17 protein-coding genes are annotated in these 19109 nt (G+C 58.7%); 11 read left to right on the top strand and 6 right to left on the bottom strand.

All coding sequences use genetic code 11. From position 1 onward, the window contains the following. Window positions 1-29 precede the first annotated feature (29 nt). Genes iolG through iolB form a run of 8 tightly spaced genes read left to right on the top strand, consistent with a single transcriptional unit; the run spans window position 30 to window position 9405 of the window. Window positions 30-1016, top strand: coding sequence for an inositol 2-dehydrogenase (gene iolG / locus HV340_RS16415; protein WP_063924711.1), 987 nt, complete (start codon window positions 30-32; stop codon window positions 1014-1016). 31 nt (window positions 1017-1047) lie between these two features. Next, window positions 1048-1977 carry a sugar ABC transporter substrate-binding protein gene (locus tag HV340_RS16410; RefSeq protein ID WP_020883045.1) on the top strand — a complete coding sequence of 310 codons (930 nt, stop codon included), beginning with the start codon at window positions 1048-1050 and terminating at the stop codon, window positions 1975-1977. A 54-nt stretch (window positions 1978-2031) separates the two neighbouring features. Continuing rightward, a complete protein-coding gene (locus HV340_RS16405; protein WP_014171148.1) occupies window positions 2032-3579 on the top strand; it encodes a sugar ABC transporter ATP-binding protein in 1548 nt (515 codons plus the stop codon). A gap of 11 nt (window positions 3580-3590) precedes the next feature. Next, on the top strand, window positions 3591-4619 hold the full coding sequence (locus tag HV340_RS16400; protein WP_014171147.1) for an ABC transporter permease: 1029 nt from the start codon (window positions 3591-3593) through the stop codon (window positions 4617-4619). A gap of 8 nt (window positions 4620-4627) precedes the next feature. Then, window positions 4628-5761 (top strand): Gfo/Idh/MocA family oxidoreductase, encoded by a 1134-nt coding sequence (locus HV340_RS16395; protein WP_020883047.1) that lies wholly within the window; start codon window positions 4628-4630, stop codon window positions 5759-5761. Between the two features lie 12 nt (window positions 5762-5773). Beyond that, window positions 5774-7678, top strand: coding sequence for a 5-dehydro-2-deoxygluconokinase (iolC, locus tag HV340_RS16390; RefSeq protein ID WP_059305757.1), 1905 nt, complete (start codon window positions 5774-5776; stop codon window positions 7676-7678). Window positions 7679-7692: 14 nt separating this feature from the next. Next, window positions 7693-8583 carry a myo-inosose-2 dehydratase gene (gene iolE / locus HV340_RS16385; RefSeq protein WP_032680496.1) on the top strand — a complete coding sequence of 297 codons (891 nt, stop codon included), beginning with the start codon at window positions 7693-7695 and terminating at the stop codon, window positions 8581-8583. Window positions 8584-8592: 9 nt separating this feature from the next. Further along, entirely contained in the window at window positions 8593-9405 is an 813-nt protein-coding gene (gene iolB, locus HV340_RS16380) for a 5-deoxy-glucuronate isomerase (RefSeq protein ID WP_059305758.1), read from the top strand. 41 nt (window positions 9406-9446) lie between these two features. Here iolB and HV340_RS16375 read toward each other — a convergent pair whose 3' ends face one another. Further along, a complete protein-coding gene (locus HV340_RS16375) occupies window positions 9447-10664 on the bottom strand; it encodes an MFS transporter (protein WP_059305759.1) in 1218 nt (405 codons plus the stop codon). A 113-nt stretch (window positions 10665-10777) separates the two neighbouring features. On the opposite strand from HV340_RS16375, the gene HV340_RS16370 reads away from it, so the two are divergent. After that, complete coding sequence (locus HV340_RS16370) at window positions 10778-11224, top strand: helix-turn-helix domain-containing protein (RefSeq protein WP_040018117.1); 447 nt, start codon at window positions 10778-10780, stop codon at window positions 11222-11224. Between the two features lie 45 nt (window positions 11225-11269). Here HV340_RS16370 and HV340_RS16365 read toward each other — a convergent pair whose 3' ends face one another. The 3 genes from HV340_RS16365 to HV340_RS16355 form a co-directional block, all read right to left on the bottom strand. Further along, window positions 11270-12013 (bottom strand): alpha/beta hydrolase, encoded by a 744-nt coding sequence (locus HV340_RS16365; RefSeq protein WP_059305760.1) that lies wholly within the window; start codon window positions 12011-12013, stop codon window positions 11270-11272. An 11-nt stretch (window positions 12014-12024) separates the two neighbouring features. Further along, window positions 12025-12492 carry a DUF6130 family protein gene (locus HV340_RS16360; RefSeq protein WP_025203479.1) on the bottom strand — a complete coding sequence of 156 codons (468 nt, stop codon included), beginning with the start codon at window positions 12490-12492 and terminating at the stop codon, window positions 12025-12027. A gap of 111 nt (window positions 12493-12603) precedes the next feature. Continuing rightward, window positions 12604-13797: an MFS transporter gene (locus tag HV340_RS16355; protein WP_059305761.1), complete on the bottom strand. Its 1194-nt coding sequence runs from the start codon at window positions 13795-13797 to the stop codon at window positions 12604-12606. Window positions 13798-13894: 97 nt separating this feature from the next. Between HV340_RS16355 and HV340_RS16350 the strand changes: the two genes are divergently transcribed. Continuing rightward, entirely contained in the window at window positions 13895-14785 is an 891-nt protein-coding gene (locus HV340_RS16350) for a LysR family transcriptional regulator (protein WP_059305762.1), read from the top strand. On the opposite strand, the gene HV340_RS16345 is transcribed toward HV340_RS16350, so the two are convergent. Next, complete coding sequence (locus HV340_RS16345) at window positions 14782-14952, bottom strand: YfgG family protein (RefSeq protein ID WP_020883056.1); 171 nt, start codon at window positions 14950-14952, stop codon at window positions 14782-14784. The two genes, HV340_RS16350 and HV340_RS16345, sit on opposite strands and share 4 nt — an antisense overlap. A gap of 370 nt (window positions 14953-15322) precedes the next feature. Here HV340_RS16345 and HV340_RS16340 point away from each other — a divergent pair, with 370 nt between their 5' ends. Next, window positions 15323-17563, top strand: a complete 2241-nt coding sequence (locus HV340_RS16340) for an EAL domain-containing protein (protein ID WP_040018113.1) — start codon at window positions 15323-15325, stop codon at window positions 17561-17563. A gap of 4 nt (window positions 17564-17567) precedes the next feature. Here HV340_RS16340 and ppx read toward each other — a convergent pair whose 3' ends face one another. Next, entirely contained in the window at window positions 17568-19106 is a 1539-nt protein-coding gene (gene ppx / locus HV340_RS16335) for an exopolyphosphatase (protein WP_020883058.1), read from the bottom strand. Between the last annotated feature and the right edge of the window lie 3 nt (window positions 19107-19109).

The following is a 19109-nucleotide window of genomic DNA, read 5'->3' as shown; positions in this document are numbered from 1 at the left end:
CACAGCATTCACCAACACCGGGAGCCGTTATGTTTAACATTGCTTTACTGGGCGCTGGCCGAATTGGCCAGGTACATGCAGCTAACATCGCCAGCCACAGTGAGACCACGCTCTGGTCTGTGGTCGACCCGAATCAGGAATTTGCCACCCGCCTTGCCACGCAATATCAGGCTCGTCTGCAGAGCCTGGAGGACGCGATGACCGACCCAAACGTTCATGCCGTGCTGATCGCGTCTGCGACGGACACCCACGCGGATCTGATTGAGATGGCCGCCCGCCACGGCAAAGCGATCTTCTGTGAAAAGCCGGTACACCTGGATCTTGCCCGCGTGCGCGACTGCCTGAAAGTGGTTAACGAGTACAACGTACCGCTGTTTATCGGTTTTAACCGCCGCTTTGACCCGCAGTTTCGCCGGGTCAAAACCGAGGTGCAGGCCGGGCGGATCGGTAAGCCCGAATCGCTGCTGATTATCTCCCGCGACCCGTCCCCGCCACCGGCGCAATATGTGCGCGTTTCCGGCGGTATGTTCCGCGACATGACCATTCACGATTTTGATATGGCGCGCTTCATCATGGGCGAAGAGCCGGTGTCGGTGTATGCCCAGGGCAGCAATCTGGTGGATCCGGCGATTGGCGAGGCGGGGGATATCGATACCGCGTTTATCGTACTGAAGTATGCCTCCGGCGCGATGGCAACCATCGTCAACAGCCGCCGCTCTTCTTACGGCTACGACCAGCGCCTGGAGCTGCACGGCTCAGAGGGCCTGCTGTGCGCGGGCAATATTCTTGAAAATCAGGTGCAGCACTACGGCAAACAGGGCTGCACCGGTGCGCTGCCGGAACACTTCTTCCTGCAGCGCTACAAATCCGCTTACGCCGCGGAATGGGAACACTTTGTTGCGGTGCTGCGCGGCGAAGCGACGCCTGACTGTAGCGGCGATGATGGTGAACGTGCGCTGTACCTGGCGGATAAAGCGCTGGAATCCCTGCGTAGTCAGCGTGAGATCGTCCTCTAAACACAACCACCCTACACAGAGAGACATAATAATGAAAAAACTGATCTTAGCCGCCCTCATCGCCATGACCGCCGGGGCAGCAATGGCCGAAAACGAGCAAATTGTTTTCAGTACACCAAACCTGGCGATGCCGTTTGAAGTTCACATGCAGCGTACCGCGGTAAAAGCCGCAAAAGAGATGGGCGTAAAGCTTCAGGTTCTGGACGGGCAGGGCAGCTCGCCGAAACAGGTCGCTGACCTGGAAAACGCCATCACCCGTGGTGCGCAGGGGTTCATCGTCTCCCCGAATGACGTCAATGCCGTCTCCAGCGCGGTGGATGAAATTCAGGATGCGAATCTGCCCGTTGTGACGCTTGACCGCTCCGTCGACAGCCAGAAGAAGGTGCCGCATTTTGGTGCCAACAACTACAAAGGCGGGCAGGCGATTGGCGACTTCGTTAAAAGCAAATTCCCCAACGGGGCAGACATTATTCTGCTCACCGGCCAGCCAGGTTCCTCCTCCAACATTGAACGTACCAAAGGGATCCGCGACAGCCTGAAGGCGGGCGGGGACAAGTACAAGATCGTTGCCGATCAGACCGGCAACTGGATGCGCTCTGAAGGGATGCGCATTGTGGAAAGTGTTCTGCCGTCACTGCCGAAACGCCCACAGGTGATCCTCTCCGCCAATGACGACATGGCACTGGGCGCAATTGAAGCGCTGCAGGGCCAGGGCGTGAAGCCAGGCGAAATTCTGGTGACCGGATTTGACGCGGTCCCTGAGGCGCTGGCGCGCGTGCGCGACGGCTGGCTGGCGGTCACGGCGGATCAGCGCCCGGGCTTCGCGGTACAAACGGCGATGAGCCAGCTGGTGGCCAACGTGCGTGAGAAGAAAGCCATCACTGGCGCGGACTACCCGCCAACGCTTATCACCAAAGAAAATCTGCAGCAGGCTGAGCGCATCAGTGAGGCCGGTAACTGATTTATCCGGAGCCGCCGCGCAGGTGGCGGCTCACTATTAAGGAGGAGCAGACCGATGTCGCAACCCTTACTGAAAGTGACCGACCTGGCAAAAAGCTTTTCTGGCGTCTGGGCGCTGAGCAGCGCACAGCTCACCGTCGGTGCCGGGGAGATCCACGCGCTGCTGGGTGAGAACGGAGCGGGGAAATCCACGCTGCTGAAAGCCCTGGCGGGCGCACAGCCGCAAACGCGCGGGGATATCTGGTTCAACGGCGACACGCTGCCGGTGGACGATTCACCGGTTGAGCGGCAGAACAAGGGCATTATCACTATCTATCAGGAATTTAACCTGCTGCCCAATATGACCGTCGCGGAAAACATGTTTCTCGGGCGTGAGCCGCGTAAACGTAACCTGATTGTCGACGAAAAAGCGGTGAACCAGGAGGCGCAGGTGATCCTCGATTATCTGCAGCTGAACGTTGCGCCAACCACGCCTGTCGCCCGTCTGAGCGTAGCCCAGCAGCAGATGGTCGAGATTGCCCGGGCGCTGACGCTGAACGCCAGGCTGATCATCATGGATGAACCCTCCGCGGCGCTGAGCGACAGCGAGGTGGAAAGCCTGCACCGCGTGGTGCGCGAGCTGAAAAACCGGGGGGTGAGCATTATTTACGTTACCCACCGACTGCACGAAGTTTTCCAGCTTTGCGATCGCTTTACCGTTTTCCAGGACGGCCGTTTCACCGGCAGTGGCGCCGTGGCGCAAACCAATGTCGAGCAGCTGATCCGTCTGATGGTGGGGCGTGACGTGGCCTTTAATCGTCGTCCCGCCAGCGAAACCCATCATGAAAACAAGCCGGTCCGTCTGGCAGTAAAAGGGCTGAGCCGCGAAAAACCGCCGCTGGATCCGCACGGCATTGCCCTGCATGACATCAGCTTCCATGTCCACGCGGGAGAAGTACTGGGCATTGCCGGCCTGGTGGGGGCAGGGCGTACCGAAGTGGCGCGCTGCCTGTTCGGGGCGGATGCCTTTACCTCGGGCAGCTTTGAGCTGGATGGCGTCCCGTATCAACCGCGCGACCCAATGTACGCCCTTGAGCAGGGCATCGCGCTGGTCCCGGAAGATCGCAAGAAAGAGGGGGCGGTGCTGGGGTTATCGATTCGCGACAACCTGTCGCTCTCCAGTCTCTCTTCTCTGATGCAGTGGCGCTGGTTTGTGAATACCCGCAAAGAGGACGATCTGATTGAGTCCTACCGCAAGGCGCTGCAGATCAAAATGGTCAACAGCGCGCAGGAGGTGCGCAAGCTCTCCGGTGGTAACCAGCAGAAAGTTATCCTGGCGCGCTGCATGGCGCTGAACCCTCGGGTGCTGATTGTCGATGAGCCGACGCGCGGTATCGACGTGGGCACCAAGTCGGAAGTGCACCAGGTGCTGTTTGATATGGCCAAACAGGGCGTGGCAGTGATCGTGATCTCCTCCGATCTGCCTGAAGTGATGGCGGTATCCGATCGGATCATCACGCTCAGTGAAGGCCGGGTGACCGGTGAGATCCACGGCGACGACGCTAACGAAGAGCGGCTGATGACGATGATGGCCATCAACCACAACGCCCTCAACGCGGCATAACGGAGTTTTCCATGACGCAGATGATTTCTAAAACGCAGGTTCCGGTGAAACGCAGCGGACGCCTCGATCCCATCGCCTTCTTCGAGCGCTTCGGGGTACTGATTTTCATGATCCTGCTGCTGATTTTCTTTCAGTCGCAGAACAGCAATTTTTTCTCTGAACGCAATATTTTCAACATCCTGACCGAGGTGTCCATCTACGGGATCATGGCCGTGGGGATGACCTTCGTCATTCTGACTGCCGGTATCGATCTTTCTGTCGGCTCCATCCTGGCGGTCTGCGCCATGACCGCCGCATACGTGATTAAGGGCGACAACTTCACCACCGTTGATCCGAACGCCTGGGGCGGCATGAGCTGGCTGATTGGGCTGGGGATTTGTCTGGCGATGGGCACGGCGATTGGCTTCCTGCACGGCCTGGGCGTAACCCGCCTGCGCCTGCCGCCGTTTATCGTCACCCTCGGCGGGATGACCATCTGGCGTGGCCTGACGCTGGTGATCAACGACGGCGCGCCCATTGCAGGTTTCGACCCGGGTTACCGCTGGTGGGGACGCGGGGAGCTGCTTGGCATCTCCATTCCAATCTGGATTTTCGCCATCGTGGCGCTTGGCGGGTATCTGGCGCTGCATAAAACCCGCTGGGGACGCTTCGTCTATGCCATCGGCGGTAACCCGGAGGCAGCGCGCCTGGCGGGGGTCAACGTGAAGCGCGTGCTGGTGAGTGTCTATGTGCTGATTGGCTGTCTGGCGGGACTGGCGGGCTTTATTCTCAGCGCTCGTCTTGGCAGTGCGGAAGCGGTCGCCGGGATCTCCTTTGAATTGCGCGTTATCGCCTCGGTGGTCATCGGCGGCACCTCGCTGATGGGCGGCTATGGACGCATCGGCGGCACCATCATCGGCTCCATCATTATGGGGATCCTGATTAACGGTCTGGTGCTGATGAACGTTTCGGCCTATTACCAGCAAATAATCACCGGATTAATTATCGTTCTGGCGGTGGCATTCGACACCTATGCCAAGAGCCGTCGCGGCGCATTGTGAGGATCAGGATGAAAGAGGTTCGTATTGGATTGATTGGCACCGGGTATATCGGCAAGGCGCATGCCATCGCCTATGCCCAGGCGCCGACGGTATTTACCCTGCGCGGCAAACTGGTGCGCGAGATGGTGGCGGAAGTGACGCCCGCGCTGGCGGCAGAGCGGGCGCAGGCCTTTGGCTTCAACCGCTCAACCGGCGACTGGCGGGCACTGGTGGCTGACCCGGCGATTGATGTCGTGGATATATGCTCGCCCAACCATCTGCATAAAGAGATGGCGCTGGAGGCCATTCGCCACGGTAAGCATGTCTACTCGGAAAAGCCGCTGGCGCTGAATGCCCATGACGCACGTGAAATGGTGGACGCCGCGAAGCGGGCAGGGGTGAAAACGCTGGTGGGTTTTAACTACATGAAAAACCCGACGGCACAGCTGGCGAAAGAGATCATCGCCCGCGGCGAGATTGGCGAGGTGATCCACTTCTACGGTACCCACAACGAAGATTATATGGCCGACCCGCTTTCTCCCATTCACTGGCACTGTTTTAAAGAGACCGCCGGACTGGGTGCACTGGGGGACCTGGCGGCGCATATCGTCAACATGGCGCAGTATCTGGTCGGGGACATTCAGCAGGTCTGCGGTGATTTAAAAATTGTTGTGCCTGAGCGCCCGGCGCAGGCCGGTTCGTCGCAAAACGTTGCGGTTGAAAACGAAGATCAGGCGCACGCGATGGTCCGTTTCGCCGGCGGAGCACAAGGGGTGATTGAAACGTCCCGCGTCGCCTGCGGGCGCAAGATGGGACTGTCGTATGTGATAACCGGCACCAAAGGGGCCATCAGTTTTACCCAGGAGCGGATGGCGGAACTGAAGCTCTATCTGCATGACGACCCGGTAAACCGCCAGGGATTCCGCACGCTGCTTGTGGGTCCATCACATCCGGACTATGGCGCGTTTTGCATGGGAGCGGGCCATGGTATCGGCTTTAACGATCAAAAAACGGTGGAAGTACGCGACCTGGTCGACGGTATTGCCGCTGATGTGCCGATGTGGCCGGACTTTGAAGAGGGCTGGAAGGTTTCGCGGGTGCTGGACGCCATCGCACTCTCACACCAGGAAGGCCGCTGGCTGAACGTGAACGACATTGTCTGATGAGGTATCAACGTGGAAAAGCAGTTTGATGTGATATGCATGGGCCGCGTGGCGGTAGACCTCTACAGTCAGCAAATTGGTGCCCGTCTTGAGGATGTGTCGAGCTTCGCGAAATATCTCGGCGGCTCGTCCGGCAACGTGGCCTACGGGACGGCGCGTCAGGGGCTGCGCTCATCGATGCTGGCACGCGTCGGTGATGAACATATGGGACGCTTCCTGCGAGAAGAATTACACCAGGTGGGCTGCGATACCAGCCATCTGATCACCGACAAAGAACGCCTGACGGCGCTGGTGCTCCTCGGCATTAAAGACCGGGACACCTTTCCACTGATTTTTTATCGCGATAACTGCGCGGATATGGCCATCACGGCCAGCGATGTGGACGAACGCTACATAGCCTCCGCACGGTGCCTTGCCATCACCGGGACCCATCTCTCGCACCCTCAGACCCGTGACGCGGTGTTGACGGCGCTTAACTATGCCCGCCGTCACGGTGTTCGCACGGTGCTGGATATCGACTACCGGCCGGTACTGTGGGGGCTGACCTCATTAGGGGACGGGGAGACGCGCTTTATTGCCGCAGAAAACGTGACCCGTGAACTGCAGGAGGTGCTGCACCTTTTCGACGTCATTGTCGGCACCGAAGAAGAGTTCCACATTGCAGGTGGCAGTACCGATACCCTGCAGGCGCTGGGTCGCGTGCGCGCCGTGAGTAACGCTACGCTGGTTTGCAAGCGTGGAGCGCTTGGCTGTTCGGTGTACACCGACGCTATACCGCCCCGGCTGGATGAGGGTCTGACGGTGACCGGCGTGCGCGTTGAGGTGCTGAACGTGCTCGGTGCGGGCGACGCGTTTATGTCCGGCCTGCTGCGCGGCTACCTTAACGACGAAGGCTGGGAGCAGGCCTGCCGCTATGCCAACGCGTGTGGCGCGCTGGTGGTTTCCCGCCACGGCTGTGCCCCGGCGATGCCGAGCAAGGCTGAGCTGGACGACTACCTGTCGCGTGCGGCGTCGGTGCCGCGTCCCGATCTTGACGCGCGCCTGAACCATCTGCACCGCGTCACCACCCGCCGCCGTGAGTGGCCGGAGCTGTGCGTGATGGCCTTCGATCATCGCAGCCAGCTGGAAGATATGGCGTTGCAGTGCGGGGCATCCCTGAAGCGCATCCCGGCGCTGAAGCAGCTTATTCTGCAGGCCAGCCGTGAGGCGGCAAGCACCGCAGGTCTTGAGGGCAAAGCCGGTCTGCTGTGTGACGGTACTTTTGGTCAGGACGCCCTGAACGCGATTACCGGTGAAGGGTGGTGGATAGGCCGCCCTATTGAGCTGCCGGGCTCCCGGCCGCTGGAGATGGAGCACGGTAACATCGGCACGCAGCTCATCAGCTGGCCGCAGGAGCATGTGGTGAAATGCCTGGTCTTTTTCCATCCGGAAGATGCGCACGGCCTGCGTCTGGAGCAGGAGCAGAAAATCGCTGAGGTCTACCACGCCTGCTGCCAGTCCGGTCATGAACTGCTGCTGGAGGTGATCCTGCCAGCCAGCATGCCGCGCAGCGATGAGCTTTACCTGCGTGCCATCTCGCGTTTTTACAACCTGGGGATTTATCCCGACTGGTGGAAACTGCCGCCGCTCTCTGCCGATGGCTGGACGGCGCTGAGCGAGATTATTGAACGTCGGGATCCGCACTGCCGTGGCGTGGTGATCCTCGGGCTGGACGCCCCGGCTGCGCAGCTTCGTGCTGATTTTAAAGCCGCCTCGGGACACGCGCTGGTGAAGGGCTTTGCCGTAGGACGCACGCTGTTTGGCGATGCGTCCCGTGCATGGCTGAAACACGATATTGACGATGCGCAGCTGGTGGCACGCATCCGGGACAATTACCTGCAGCTTATCGCCTGGTGGCGCGAGCGCGGACACGCATAATTCAGGAGACGACAATGAGTGTGCAATTAGGCATTAACCCGCTGACATGGACGAACGACGATCTGCCTTCACTCGGCGCGGAGACGCCGCTGGATACCTGTCTGAGCGAAGGGAAAGAGGCCGGTTTTGCCGGTTTCGAACTGGGCAATAAATTCCCGCGTGAGGCGCGCCTGCTTGGCCCCATTTTGCAGCGCCACGATCTGCAGCTGGTCTCCGGCTGGTATTCAGGGCGTCTGCTGGAGCGTAGCGTGGAGGAGGAGATTGCCGCCGTGCAGTCACACCTGACGCTGCTGCGCGAACTGGGGGCTAAGGTGCTGGTATTCGCCGAAGTGAGCGGCTGTATTCACGGCGAGCAACAGACGCCGGTTCATCTTCGCCCGCGCTTCCCGCACGCGCGCTGGCAAGAGTACGGCGAGAAGCTGACCGCTTTTGCCCGCTACACGCAGCAGCAGGGGGTGCAGATTGCCTACCATCACCATATGGGAACGGTCATTGAGTCCGCTGAAGATGTCGATAACCTGATGACCCATACCGGTGAAGAGGTGGGCCTGCTGCTGGACACCGGCCATCTGACCTTTGCCGGGGCTGATCCGCTGGCGGTGGCCCAGCGCTGGGCATCGCGCATTAACCATGTTCACTGCAAAGACGTGCGCGCCGACGTGCTGGCGGACGTCAAAAACCGCAAAACCAGCTTCCTTGATGCGGTGCTGAGTGGGGTCTTCACCGTACCGGGTGACGGCTGCGTGGACTATCCGCCCATCATGCGGCTGCTGAAGGCGCAGGATTATCACGGCTGGCTGGTGGTGGAGGCGGAGCAGGATCCTGCTATCGCTCACCCGCTGACTTACGCCCGTCTGGGGTATAACAACCTGAGCCGTCTGGCGCGTGACGCCGGGCTTATCTGAGGAGGTGACATGTCACGTCTGTTATCACGCTGGCAACCGCCGAGTGCGGAGGGCCGCACCCAGTCCGTCACGCCGGAACGCGCGGGCTGGGGATACGTTGGCTTTGAAGCGTATGAACTGCAGGAGGGGCAGATGCTGACGCTGCCCGCCGTCAGCGAAGAGCGCTGTCTGGTGCTGGTGGCTGGACGAGCCTCTATCAGCACACCTACCGCGCAGTTTACTGACATCGGCGAGCGGATGAGCCCGTTTGAGCGCATAAAGCCCTGGGCGGTCTACGTCACGCCGCAGGAGACGGTGCAGATTAAGGCGCTGACGACGCTGGAGCTGGCGGTCTGTGTCGCACCCGGCAAAGGGACCTTCCCGACACGGCTTATCGCTCCGCAGGATATCGACGCGCAGGCGCGTGGCAAAAGCCATAACCAGCGCTACGTGCACAACATTCTGCCGGAAGATCAACCCGCCGACAGCCTGCTGGTGGTTGAGGTCTGGACCAACGAAGGCTGCACCAGTTCATACCCGAGCCATAAGCACGATACGGATAATCCACCGCAGGAAACCTACCTGGAGGAGACCTACTATCATCGCCTCAATCCCGGGCAGGGGTTCTGCATGCAGCGGGTCTATACCGACGACAGGTCGCTGGATGAGTGTATGGCCGTTTATAACCGCGACGTGGTGATGGTGCCGAAGGGGTACCATCCGGTGGCGACGCTGGCTGGTTATGACAGCTACTATCTCAACGTGATGGCCGGTCCGGTGCGAAAATGGATGTTCACCTGGGAAGACGATCACGCGTGGATCAACCGCGACTATCCACGTTGACGTTGCAGAAGCCCGCACCCCGCGGGCTTTTTTTATCAACATTATCCTGTCTTGCGCGTTACCCACCAGAACACCAGCGCCACCAGGCTCACCGCTGCGCCAGTCAGGCAGACGCCCTGCCAGCCCGCGATGGCATACGTCATCGTGGTGCTCAGCGCGCCCAGACCGCTGCCGACGGCATAAAACAGCATGTAAAGCCCGACCAGCCGGCTATGCGCCTCGGGGCGGGCGCGAAAGATCAGGCTCTGGTTGGTGACATGCAGCGCCTGCCCGCCCAAATCGAGCAGCACGATGCCAATGAGCAAAATACCGAGCGAACGGTCCATCAGTGAAATCGGCCACCACGCCAGGTGTAACATGACCAGCGCAGCCGCGCTGGTGCGCCGGGCATATCCTCGATCGGCCCACTCGCCGGCCCGGGTTGCCGCTAACGCGCCTGCCATTCCGGCCAGGCCAAAAGCACCAATGGCGGTATGCGATAAGTTATAGGGTGGGGCACTTAACGGTAGCACCAGAGCGCTCCAGAAAATATTGAACGCAGCGAACATCAGTAAAGCCAGTACGCCGCGCACCTGCAGGACTTTTTCTTCCCGCAGCAGGGTCAGCATTGAGTGAATCAGGCCCGGGTAACTCATCGTTTCAGGCACCGCAGGCAAGCGGGGCAGCCTCCACCACAGCGGAAACGCAATAATGATCATCAGCCCGGCGGCAGAGAGATACATGCCACGCCAGCCCGCGATATCACTGATGCCTCCGGAGACGACGCGGGCCACTAACAGGCCCATAAATACCCCGCCTTGTGCCGCACCAATAACGCGGCCTTGCTCATGCGGCGACGCGGCGTTGGCGGCATAGGCGATTAGCCCTTGCGTCATGGCCGTTCCTGCCATGCCGGTGGCGAGCATACCCGCCAGCAGCATCGTTGACGTCTGCGCCATGCCGACCGTGACCAGTGCGGCGATCAGTACGACAAGCTGTAGCGCCATCAGGCGCCGGCGATCCACTTTATCCCCCAGAGGAACCACGAACAGCAGAGCCAGAGCACAGCCAATCTGCGTGGCGGTGACCACGCCGCCAATGGCACCATGGCTGATGCCAAAGTCTCTGGACAACGCGTCAAGCAACGGCTGTGCGTAATAGACGTTGGCCACGCTTAAGCCGCTGGCGAGGGCGAACAGCCACACCAGGCTACGCGGCATGTCGCCTGAGCGGACGTGCCCGGTTTTTCGATCTGACGGTAGTGGTGACGCGTGTGACATGTTCAAATCCTCGCCCTGGGTAAAGTGGTTTTAAAAAGAAACCAGTTGAAGGCTAGGCTATGCGGTTTTAAAATGCAACCAGTTATTGTTGACTGACCCGCCGGGGTAACGCTGTGCCGTCTCGTAAACCGATTGAACAGGAATTTTGTCCCGTTGCCCGCAGCGTCGATCTGATTGGCGATCGCTGGTCGCTTCTGATTGTGCGTAATGCTTTTGACGGCATGCGCCGTTTCGGGGATTTTCAGCGGGATCTCGGGGTTGCGCGTAATATTCTGGCTGACCGACTGCGCAAGCTGGTCGACGCGGGCATTCTCGCGATGCAGGGGGCGTCGGACGGTACGTCGTATCAGGAATATGTCCTGACAGACAAAGGCGAAAGCCTGTTTCCCATCGTCGTTGCGCTTCGCCAGTGGGGAGAGCAGCATCTGTTTGAGCGCGGGGAGCGCCACTCGCTGTTGATCGACAGGCGTACCGGCAAGCCGGTTCCCCTGATGGCACCAGCAGCGCAGGATGGAACGGCGCTGAAGGCGCAAGATACTGACGTGCAGAAAGTGACGTAACCCGACGCTCTGCAAGCCCGCGCTACGCGGGCTGTTGTGTCATGCTTAATGGTTTGTGATTACCTGCTCAATCGTGCGGGCAATATCATCCGGCTGACTCACCATCGACACGTGGCTTGCTGCCACTTCCGTGGTTTTCGCGTGGATCGTTTTCGCCATCGCACGTTCAAGCTCCGGGTTAATCATCCGGTCATTTTTGCTGACCACAAACCAGCTTGGCTTTTCATGCCAGGCCGCATGACTCACTTTTTCCGCAAACGCGTCGGCCTTGATCGGCCCCTGAGTGGCTGCAATGGTCTGCTGTTCAACGGCGCCTGCATCCGGTGCGAAGTCTTTCATCACGGCTTCTGGCGGGAGATACAAATACCCGTCTGCCGTTTTTGCGATATCCGCACTCCCCGCTGGCGGTGGGTAACTTCCCGCCAGGTCCGCCGTCGACTGGCCGGAATCAGGCGCAAAGGCCGCTACGTACACCAGGGATTTTACCCGTGCATCGTTGCCCGCTTCGCTGATCACCGTTCCGCCCCAGGAATGACCTACCAGCACCACATCGCCCTGCGCCCGTGCAATGGCGCGCCGGGTGGCGGCAACGTCATCTTTAAGCGACGTGAGCGGCAGCTGGACGGCAATCACCTCGGTATGCTGTTTTTGCAGCCGGGTAATGACCTTGTTCCAGCTGCTGCCATCGGCAAACGCGCCATGGACCAGCACCACGCTGGTTTTGCTCTCAGCAAAGGCGCTGGCTGAAAGCGCCAGCAGACCCGCCGTCAGTACAGAACGTGCTTTCATTGTCTGGCTCCTTAAAAATGATGGACCGTTGCGTGAGGCGGTACGGTGAATTCAATGGTTTTATGGTCGATGGGTTTATGCGTGGGGTCGGCCAGAATTATGGTCACTTTATGCTTCCCGGCGGGTAACCCAACCAGAATGATTGGCTCTCCGCTGGTATCGGCCCAGTGCCAGGGGGCGTCATCCACCACAACATGGATATGGCCGATACGTGGTGTGACCTTCAGCGCATCGGGCCCGAATACCGGCTCGATGCGCAGGTTTTCAGCCCGGTATTGAATAAAGACCGCCCCCTTGCTCAGCGGGCCGGCAAGCGGTGGATCGACAATCAGCTTAGCGGCCGCCTGTGGATGTTCCAGCGGGGCAACAGCGGCAGGGCCGTTGACGTCGGCAGCGCTGAGGTTATCCAGCGGTGCGGCCCAGGAGCAGGTTGCTGACGCCAGAACAAGTGCAGGGAGCAGTAAATAACGACGGATCATCTGAGTCTCTCCTCAATCGGTTTCAAATTCGGTTTCAAACAATGACAGACACAGAAAACCATTTTTATGTATCCGGGATGTTTGCGGGGAGCGGCGTTTTGTACCGGCTTGTCAGCGTGGCGCTCCGGATACAGTGGGATACATTTCATCATTCCGCGCGGGGTCGGCACTGCGCACAATCGCTATCGCCAGCCCGGCAATCACCAGCGTCAGCGCGGTGGAAACCCACATTGCGCCGGCGATCCCCAGCGTTTTGTTTAGCCACGCATAGGCAAACGGCGATGCCGCGGCCATAAGCTGTGCGGGAATGAGCAGCATGCCGGTACGGCGGGCATAGCTTTCGGCGCTGAAAAGCGTCAGCGGCAGGGTGGCTTTTACTATCGTCATCAGCCCGTTGATGGCGCCGTAGCCCAGCACAAAACCGGCGGCACACCCGACAAACAGCGAGCTGCTTAACCCGATAACAAAGCAAAGCGGCATGGCGAGGGCGGTCAGGAGCGTCAGGTTGAGTGGGGTTAGGCGTGCACCCGCCAGCACCTCCGTGGCGCGTGCGCCCGTCTGGCCAACTCCCCACAGCATGCCGATGGCGACCGGCAGGCCAAAACTGGCAATAAACTCCGGCAGATGGGTGGACGTGCCGTTAGAGACAAAGGTCATGAGGGCAATAAACGTGGCATACCGCCAGCCGTTACGCCGTTCCTCGCGCACGGGCGGCGCGGTAACGTGCGGGGGGGCCGCCAGCTGCTGGTGGGGAAGCGTGCGAATCAGCACCGCACTCAGCAGGCCAAAGAGGGCGTAGATCTGCAATGCGTGTTGCCAGCTCATCACTTTCAGCAGCCCATCACCCAGCGGCCAAAAAACCGCGGAGGCCAGCCCGCCTGCAAGCGTGATGCGCGAGATCGTTCTGCGTGCCTGCTGGCCGTACAGGTTCACCAGCGCGGCGAACAGCGCATCATACAGCGACAGCCGCATTCCGATACCGGCAACCAGCCAGGCACCGTACCAGCCGAAGAGCGTCTGCGTATATGCCATGCCCGCGCAGCTTGCAGCAATCAGTAACGTTCCGCTCATCACCACGTTCTGCCCGCCAGCGTACGCCAGCAGTCGGGCGACAAAAGGGGAGACCATCGCCATTACCAGCATCGCCAGCGTCAGGCCGAGGTAGAGCTGCGGTGATGACCACCCCCGGTCGGCCACAATCGCCTGGGCAAAGGTCCCGGGCATATAAAACGAGATCCCCCAGTTGATAAGCTGATGACAACCTGCCCGGAGGGCGAGGTGACGGGGAAGGGCAGGTGTTTTCATTGTTTTTCATTCCGTTATGCAGTTGTCCTGAGCATAGCGAGCGCGCTATTGTGCTGGCAGGTCAGTCACCTTATGCGCTGTATAAGAGAAACTTTGAATGACAATGCTCAACCTGGGCTATCTCGCGACGTTCCGTCTGGTTATCCAGCGCGGCAGTTTTTCCGCGGCGGCGGACCTGCTGGGCATTTCCCAGCCGGCCGTCAGCCTGCAAATCCGCCAGCTGGAGCAGTTTCTGCAAACCCGGCTGGTAGAGCGTACCGGGCGGGGCATCAAACCCACGGCTGCCGGGCAGGCGTTGCTGGTGCACGGGGAGCGTATTCAGCAGGCGGTGGATGAAGCCATTCGGTCCGTGAGTGAGTTCAGCCACGACGTGAGTGGCACCATTACGCTTGGCACGGGCGCAACGGCCTGCATTCATCTTCTGCCGCCGCTGTTGCAGCAGCTCGGACGTGACTATCCGCTTCTCAGAGTGGGCGTGACGACCGGCAATACGCTCGACATCGTCCGGGCAATTGAAGAAAACCGACTTGATATGGGGCTGGTGACGTTACCGGTGAGCGGAAGAGCGCTCGACGTTACGCCGGTGATGGACGAAGAGTTTGTTTTTATCGCGTCGCTGGACCAGCAGGACGGTTTTCAGTCGTTGACGCCGGCTGCGTTGCACGCGCAGCCATTCATTGCTTTTGAATCAGGCAGCGGCACCCGGGCGCTGATCGACGGCTGGTTTGCGGCCGAGGGGCGAATCCTCACGCCGGTGATGCAGCTGGGCAGCATCGAGGCGATCAAGCGGATGGTACGTGCGGGGCTTGGCTACAGTATCGTGCCGCGTATGGCCGTAGACCTGGCGGCTGACCGCGAAGGGCTATGCGTGATGTCGCTCACGCCCGTGCTGCAGCGACAGCTGGCTGTGGTGATGCGCCAGGATAAAATCCTGAGCAAAGGAATAGCAGGGATAATTCGGATATTACAAAATCCTTCGACGCGTTAGCGATCGGCTGAATCAACGGTCAGGCTGGATTGCTGTGACTGGGCCTTGTCCTGATGGTGATACCAGGCGCCAATAGAGGAGTAAACGAAGCGGCCGAAGAAAAACAGGAAGCTGATAAGCAGTATGATGCGGGTCATCCGGGTGTTGAACTGATGTCGTTTTCGCATACGCGTGGCCTGACTCACTGTGTTTTTCCTGGGCATGCCCTTTTGGGCGACAGGGATATTAAGGCACAGCGGGAAGAGAGGGTCAATTCGCAAATGTGTAAATAACCGTCAATAGTTACATTAATTAATGTTATTGAAATTAATAATTGCATTTACCATATTGATAATATGAAGAAAACTATTTCAAAAAAAATGTAAGAAAGGATCGTTTGAGTAAATTAGTTTGATTTAAGTCAACGGTTTCCCTGGCCTGGTATTTAAAATCCCACCTCCATACTGTTCGCCCCGCACGTTGTCGGGCGGCAGGTACGTCAGGTTGGATGCCTGTCTTCATTTCCCTCTGGAGCGAAAGGGGTTTAAACGGGCATCTATGAACATTATTTCTTTCCTGAAAAACAATAAAGACCGCTGGTGGGCTTTACCGCTTATTTTACCGGTGGGTTTACTGCCTGTATTAAGCGTTGCCAATACCTTTACCCGATTGGGCGATGGTCTGGTGGCACTCTATTATTTACCTCTCTCCTTTCTGCTTTCGGTGATGATGTTTTTTGGTCTGGAAGCGCTTCCCGGCATCGTATTGTCACTGTTCATCCGCTACTACCCGTCGGTTGGGTTGTTCGAAACCATCGCCGGCATTTTTCATTTTATTGTCCCCGTTGTGCTCAGCTGGGGAGGGTATCGGGTGTTTGCGCCCAGACGCAGCATGACGGCTTACGGGGATGTCAGACTGATGGCGCAGCGTATCTTCTGGCAGGCCTTTTGCCCCGCGACGCTGTTTCTGGTGCTGTTCCAGTTTGCCCTCTATCTGGGTGTGTATGAGAGCCGTCAGAGCCTGGAGGGGTTGACCCCGCTTAATATTCGTACGCTGATTAACTATCAGGCGCTGCTGGTCAGTGGGCTGACGGGCGTGCCGTTAAGCTATTTACTGATCCGTCTGATTCGCCATCCGCGGTATATCAGAAGTCTTGTCTCGCAGGTGCGAATGCAGATAGACAAAAAGGTGACGGTCATTGAATTTCTGCTGTGGGCCATTGCGCTTGGCGGACTGCTTACCCTCCTGCTGCTCCCGATGAATGAAAACAGCTCGATTTTCACCACCAACTACACCCTGTCGTTGCTGATGCCGGTGATGCTCTGGGGAGCGATGCGGTTTGGCTATAAGCTGATGTCGCTTATCTGGACCCCGGTGCTGCTGGTGTCTATTCACTATTTTTACCGCTATATCCCTCAACAGTCCGGGTATGACATTCAGCTGGCAATTACCTCTTCCAGCTATCTGGTCTTTTCGTTTGTGGTGATTTACATGTCGATGCTGGCCACCTGCCAGCGCGCCGCAAATAAACGTTCCCGCAGGCTGGCGCTACTCGACCCGGTTGTCCATATGCCGAATCTGCGGGCCTTGTCGCGCGATCTTGCCAAAAACCCGTGGTCGGCGCTCTGTTTGCTGCGCATTCCGGAGCTGGAGGTGCTGGGCCGAAATTACGGGGTGTTGTTGCGGATCCTGTATAAACAGCAGCTGGCGCAGTGGGTCAATGGCACCTTGCAGCCCAGTGAGCGGGTCTATCACCTCACCGGCTGTGACCTGGCGGTTCGCCTTAACGCGGAATCGCACCAGCAACGCATTGAGGCGCTGGACGAGCATATTAAACAGTTCCGCTTTGTCTGGGATGGGATGCCACTGCAGCCTCAGGTGGGCGTGAGCTACTGCTATGTGCGCTCACCGGTGACCCATCTCTATCTGGTCCTCGGTGAACTGGGGGTAATTGCCGATCTGTCGATTTCGACCAACCATCCGGAAAATCTGCAGCAGCGCGGTGCTGTCCATCTCCAGCGTAGCCTGAAGGACAAGGTTGCGATGATGAGCCGTCTGCAAAGTGCGCTCGACAGTAACGCGTTTACTCTGCTGGTCCAGCCGGTTTGCGGCGTGCGGGGCGATTGCTACCACGAAGTGTTGCTGCGGATGTCAGATGCAAACGGGGCGTTGCTCTCTCCCTTGCAATTCCTGCCCGTCGCCCAGGAATTTGGTCTGTCGTCGCGGGTTGATTTGTGGGTACTGGAGAACACGCTACGCTTCCTGGCAGAGCATCGGGTACATCTGCCCGGCCAGCGTTTTGCCATTAATCTGGGCCCTTCCACCGTGTGCCGTGCGCAGTTCCCGGCTGAGGTGAGTCGTCTGCTGGCGAAATACGCCGTGGAACCCTGGCAGCTGATATTTGAAGTGACCGAGTGCAGCACCTTCGGCAGTGGTGAGCAGGCGTTACATACCCTCAGGCAGTTGCAAAAAATGGGGGTACGCATTGCGATTGATGATTTCGGTACCGGCTATGCGAGCTACGCGCGGCTAAAAAGCGTGGACGCCGATATCCTTAAGATAGACGGAAGCTTTATCCGCAATATCGTCAACAACAGTCTGGACTATCAGATAGTGGCCTCGATTTGCCATCTGGCGCGAATGAAGAAAATGCTGGTGGTCGCGGAGTATGTCGAAACAGAAGAGATACGTAGCGCGGTTCACGCGCTAGGTATCGATTATGTGCAGGGTTATCTGATTGGCAGACCGGTGGCGCTTGAGTCACTGCTGGAAGCAGAGGCGTCGCCGGTCGAGACCTGAGCCGTTACGCCGCGACGTCTGAGCTCTCTTCTTCGATTTTGAGTAGCCAGCCGGTGACCGCTTCCCAGTACTGCTGCTCTTTTTCCAGATCCAGCAGCACCAGCGCATTCTGGCTAAACCAGTCTGGCGGGAAGCTCAGGGTCCAGTGGTTGTCATCCGTTTTGAGCTTCAGCGTGGGCGGGGTGGTCGTGGCCTGACGCTGGTTATTGAGCAGCACGCCGAGACGCAGCAGCTGGATAAGCGGCAGGAATTGCTTCTTCTTAAACAGCGTGAAGCGCGGCAGATCGTCAAGCTTGATGGCTTTACGATGGTAGCGCACCAGGGTCGCCATCATGGTTTGCTGCTCCTGGTTGAAGCCAGGCAGATCGCTGTTTTGCAGGATATAGGCTGAGTGGCGGTGCATTCCGCTGTGGTTAATATTCAGTCCCACTTCGTGCAGCATCGCTGCCCATTTCAGCAGGGCGGCAAGCTGCGGATGCGCCAGCTTAGGGTTCTGCTCCTGCCACTGGTCGTATATCTGAACGGTTGTTTCCAGCACGCGCTTCGCCTGTTCACGGTCGATATTGTACTGGTTTGCCAGGCTTTGCGCGGTGCGGCTACGAATATCCTGATGGCGGAAACGGCCTTCCATTTCATACAGCACACCTTCACGCAGCGCGCCGTCGGAAAGACGCAGCTCTTTAATTGCCAGCGCATCAAATACGCCGCACAGGATAGCCAGCCCCGGTACGAATACCGCTTTGCGCTCGTCGGAAAGACCCGGCAGGCTTAAGGCGTCAAAGCTTTTATGTTTCAGCACCTCTTCGGTCAGCAAGGTCAGGCGCTCAGGGGTGATAAACCCATCTTTTTCACCCATCGCCAACAGCACTTCATGTGCCGCTTTGATGGTGCCCGATGCGCCCAGCGCTACGTTCCAGCCCTGAATACGGTACTGCCAGGCCAGGTTCTCCAGTTTCTGGATAGCGGCCATGCGCGCGCGCTGGAAGTTTTCGCGGCTGATTGCGCCACCCGGGAAATACATCTGCGCAAAGCTGACGCAGCCCATACGACGGCTTTCGACCAGACGCGGCTCAAAATCTTCGCCGATCACCAGTTCCGTAGAGCCGCCGCCGATGTCGATGACCAGCTTGCGTCCTTTTTCCGGCTGAGTGTGTTCAACACCCATGAAAATCAGACGGGCTTCCTCGTTACCGGAGATGATCTCAATGGGGTAGGGGATCACTTTTTCGGCCCGCTTGAGGAATTCAGGCGCGTTCAGCGCCTGGCGCAACGTGTGGGTGCCCACAATGCATACGCTGGAGGGTGAGAAGCCCTGCAGGCGTTCAGCAAACAGCGACAGGCAGTTTAAGCCTCGCTCCATTGCCTCTTCGCTGAGCATGCTGCGCTCATCAAGACCATCCGCCAGGTGTACACGCTGCTTCAGACGACCGATGATCTGCAACGCGCCATCCACCTCACGGGCGATGACCATGTGGAAACTGTTAGAACCAAGATCGACCGCGGCGAATTCCTGCGGGCGTGGGGTCTTATCATTTATCGGCATAGG

The organism is Enterobacter sp. RHBSTW-00975, from assembly GCF_013615235.1.
GTDB classification, from domain to species: domain Bacteria; phylum Pseudomonadota; class Gammaproteobacteria; order Enterobacterales; family Enterobacteriaceae; genus Enterobacter; species Enterobacter ludwigii.
Note: the sequence above shows the minus strand (reverse complement) of the source record. Positions and strands in the feature narration are given on the sequence as shown.